Annotated in this window: 5 protein-coding genes; all 5 read left to right on the plus strand. The window is 68.8% G+C overall.

From position 1 onward, the window contains the following. Positions 1-240: ABC transporter permease subunit (locus tag Q0C38_RS23100; RefSeq protein WP_408870066.1), on the plus strand; the 240-nt coding region annotated here is incomplete at its 5' end. Beyond that, positions 233-1,390, plus strand: a complete 1,158-nt coding sequence (locus Q0C38_RS23105; RefSeq protein ID WP_291299492.1) for a branched-chain amino acid ABC transporter permease — start codon at positions 233-235, stop codon at positions 1,388-1,390. The genes Q0C38_RS23100 and Q0C38_RS23105, both read left to right, overlap by 8 nt. Next, positions 1,387-2,169 (plus strand): ABC transporter ATP-binding protein, encoded by a 783-nt coding sequence (locus Q0C38_RS23110; protein ID WP_291299493.1) that lies wholly within the window; start codon positions 1,387-1,389, stop codon positions 2,167-2,169. Before Q0C38_RS23105 ends, Q0C38_RS23110 begins: the two co-directional genes overlap by 4 nt. Next, positions 2,166-2,891: an ABC transporter ATP-binding protein gene (locus tag Q0C38_RS23115; protein ID WP_291299494.1), complete on the plus strand. Its 726-nt coding sequence runs from the start codon at positions 2,166-2,168 to the stop codon at positions 2,889-2,891. The genes Q0C38_RS23110 and Q0C38_RS23115 overlap by 4 nt, the downstream gene beginning before the upstream one ends. Positions 2,892-2,944: 53 nt before the next feature. Beyond that, a partial coding sequence (locus Q0C38_RS23120; protein ID WP_291299495.1) for a M20/M25/M40 family metallo-hydrolase occupies positions 2,945-3,522 on the plus strand: 578 nt, incomplete at its 3' end.

Below are 3,522 nucleotides of genomic sequence, written 5' to 3' on the forward strand. Positions count from 1 at the left end.
TTCAACATGGGCCTGCTGCTCGGCGCCATCGGCTTCTCCGCGGCGGTCATCGGCGGTCTCGGCAACGTGTATGGCGCGATCCTGGGCGGCTTCATCTTCGCGGCCCTGCAGACCATCGGCGCGGTGCTGCTCCCGATCGCGAGTGCCTACAAGGACGTGTTCGCCTTCGCCGCCGTCATCCTGCTCATGGCGTGGAAGCCGGGCGGCCTCCTTGCCGAACGGTCTGCCGATCGTGTCTGACCGGCGCGCCTCTCCGCTGCCCGCGCTCGGCGCCCTCGTTGCCGGGGCCGCGGCCGTGCTCGGGCTGCTCCTGGCCGAGCAGCAATGGGAAGTCGCGACACTCGCCATCGTCGGCGCTGTGGCGCTGCTGATCGGCGGCAAGCTCGGATGGGGCGAGGTCGTCCACCGCAGCGCGACGGATCACCATCGCTGGATCACGCCCGTGGCCTGGCTCACGGCGGCCCTCGTGATCTTCGGGCTGCGCGAACACAACTTCGAACTGCTGATGCTCTGCACCGTCATGCTCTACATGGTGGCGGGTCTCGGGCTCACCGTGCAGTTCGGCTACACCGGCGTTGTGAACTTCGCCGCCGCCGCGTTCATGGGGGTCGGCGCCTACACCGCCGCGGTGCTGCTGCTGCACACCGGCCTGCCTCACGTGCTCGTGATTCTCGCCGGCGGTCTCGTCAGCGCGGTCATCGGGTCGGTGCTGCTGCTGCCGCTGCTGCGCACACGCGGCCACTACGCCGCCCTCATCACCATCGCGTTCGGCATCCTGTTCCGCACCTTCCTCGAAGTGAACGACACCCTCGGCGGGCCGCAGGGCCTCAAGGTGCCGGGAATGGAATGGTTCGGGCTCGTGTTCAACGATGCCATCGAGATCGACGACGAGACCGAGTGGTCCTTCTACCTGCGCTACGCCGGCCTGTGCCTGGTCCTGCTGTTCTTCGCCTATCACTTCGTGCGGCGGCTGGAGCGCTCGTGGCTCGGCCTGTCGCTCGATGCGGTGCGGCTCGACGAGACGGCGGCCTCCGCCTTCGGCCTCAACGGTGCTGCGTGGAAGATCGCCGCGTTCTCCATCGGTAACTTCCTCGCCGGAATGGCCGGCGCGGTCTACGCGATGGTCACCGCATTCATCGCCCCCGCGAGCTTCACCTTCGGCGATTCGCTGATCCTCGTGTCCATCGTGATCCTCGGCGGCCTGGGCAATCCGCTCGGCCTGCTGCCCGCCGCGCTGATCGTCGTCGTGCTGCCGGAGAAGCTGCAGGTGATCCAGGAGTACCGCTTCCTGCTGTTCGCGGCGCTGGTCATTGCGATCCTGCTGGTGCGTCCCGGCGGGCTCATCCCCCGGCGCGCCCGCGACTACTTCCCCGGGACGGGCGGCCGATGAGCCAGGAGCTGCTGGTGGCGTCCGCGTTGTCCGTCCGCTTCGGCGGCGTGCGCGCGCTAGACGGCCTCGATATCCGCGTGCACGAAGGCGAAGTGCTGGGCGTGATCGGCCCCAACGGCTCGGGCAAGACCACCTTCTTCAACGCCGTGACCGGGTTCGTCACCACGGCCGGCGGGTCGGTGACGCTCGGCGGTGAAACGATCACGGGTCTGGTCCCGCGCGAGATCGCGCGGCGCGGCATCGCCCGCACGTTCCAGCGGCTGCGCCTGCTGCTGGAGCTGTCAGTCTTCGACAACCTGATGCTCGGCCAGCACCTGTCCCTGGACCACGGCATCGTCGCCAACCTGCTGCTGCGCGGCCGGCTCCGCGCGTCGATGACCAGCCACATCGAATCCGCCCGGCATCTCCTGTCCTACTTCAGCGCCACCCTGCCGGGCAAGCTCTTCGAGCCGGTGTCCGCCCTCACCATGATCGACCGCCGCCGGGTCGAGGTGTGCCGCGCGCTCATCCGCGAGCCCCGGCTCCTGCTGCTCGACGAGCCCTCTGCCGGCATGACACCGGAAGAGACCGCCGAACTCATGCGCGATCTGCAGAAGGTGAAGGCCGAGCGCAGCCGGCTCGCCGTCATCCTCATCGAGCACGACATGGACGTCATCGAGAGCGTGAGCGACCGCTGCGCCGTGTTCGACTACGGACGCAAGCTGTGCGAGGGCAGCTACGCCGAGGTGTCCAGCGACCCGGCCGTGCGCCGTGCCTATCTGGGTGTGGACGACGAATGAAGGCGCTCTCGCTCGAGATCCGCGACATCACCGTCGGGTACGACCGCGCTGACGTGCTGTTGGGCGTTTCGCTCACGGCCAACGCCGGCGAGATCACCTGTCTGCTCGGCGCTAACGGTTCGGGCAAGAGCACGCTGGCCCGCGCCATCCTCGGCCTCACGCCGCCGCGATCCGGCACGATCCGCCTCGACGGACGCGACATCGCCGGGCTCGCCGTCCACAAGATCGTGGGCCTGGGCATCGGCGCGATTCCGGAAGGCCGCCGGGTCTTTCCGAAACTCACCGTCACCGAGAACCTCCGCACCGGCGCGTACCTGGTGCGCGATGCCTCGCTGGTCGCCACCCGGATGACGGAAGTGTTCCGCGTATTTCCCCGGCTGGAGGAGCGCGCCGGGCAGCTCGCCGGCACGCTCTCCGGCGGCGAGCAGGCGATGCTGTCCATCGGTCGCGGCCTGATGGGCTCGCCGGGCCTGCTCATCATCGACGAGCCGTCGCTGGGGCTGTCGCCCAAGTTCGTGAAGGAGAACTTCCAGGTGATCCGCCGCATCAACGAGGCCGGCGTCTCCGTTCTGCTCGTGGAGCAGAACGTGCACCAGACGCTGGAGGTCGCCCACCGCGGTTACGTGCTCTCGGGCGGCAAGGTGGTCGCCGAAGGCACGGCCGAGGAACTGAAGCGCCACCCCGAACTCGTCGCCGCCTATTTCGGCAATCACGGCGGCTGAAGCCCCGCGCCCCTGGCTATACTCGCGCGACACTTTCCCAGGAGCGCGCCGTCATGGCTGCACCCGATCCGATCCGACTGACGCAGGACCTCCTGCGGTTCAACACCATCAACCCCCCCGGCGCCGAGGAGCCCTGCGCGCGGCACATCGGGGAGATGCTCGAGAAGGCCGGCTTCCGCGTCACTTACCACGGCTTCGGCACTGGTCGCGCCAACCTGGTGGCGACCATCGGCGGCGATGCGGACATCGCGCCCATCTGCTTCACGGGCCACATCGACATCGTGCCCCTGGGTGCCAAGGCCTGGAGCAAGGACCCGTTCGCCGGCGAGACCGATGCGGGCAAGGTCTATGGCCGCGGTTCCAGCGACATGAAGGCCGGCGTCGCCGCGTTTGTCGCCGCTGCCGTCGCACTGGCGCCGAAGCTCGAGCGCACGCCGGGCATCTCCATCGTCATCACGGCCGGTGAGGAAACCGGATGCCAGGGCGCATTCGATCTCATCCGCAAGCCCGGCGCACTCGGACGCGCCGGCGCCATCGTGGTGGCCGAGCCCACGGGCAACTTCCCCTATGTCGGCCACAGGGGCGCCTTCTGGCTCCAGGCCCTCGCCCACGGGGTGACGGCTCACGGCTC

Origin of the sequence: Elioraea sp. (genome assembly GCF_022842375.1) — a bacterium.
Lineage (GTDB): Bacteria > Pseudomonadota > Alphaproteobacteria > Acetobacterales > Acetobacteraceae > Elioraea_A.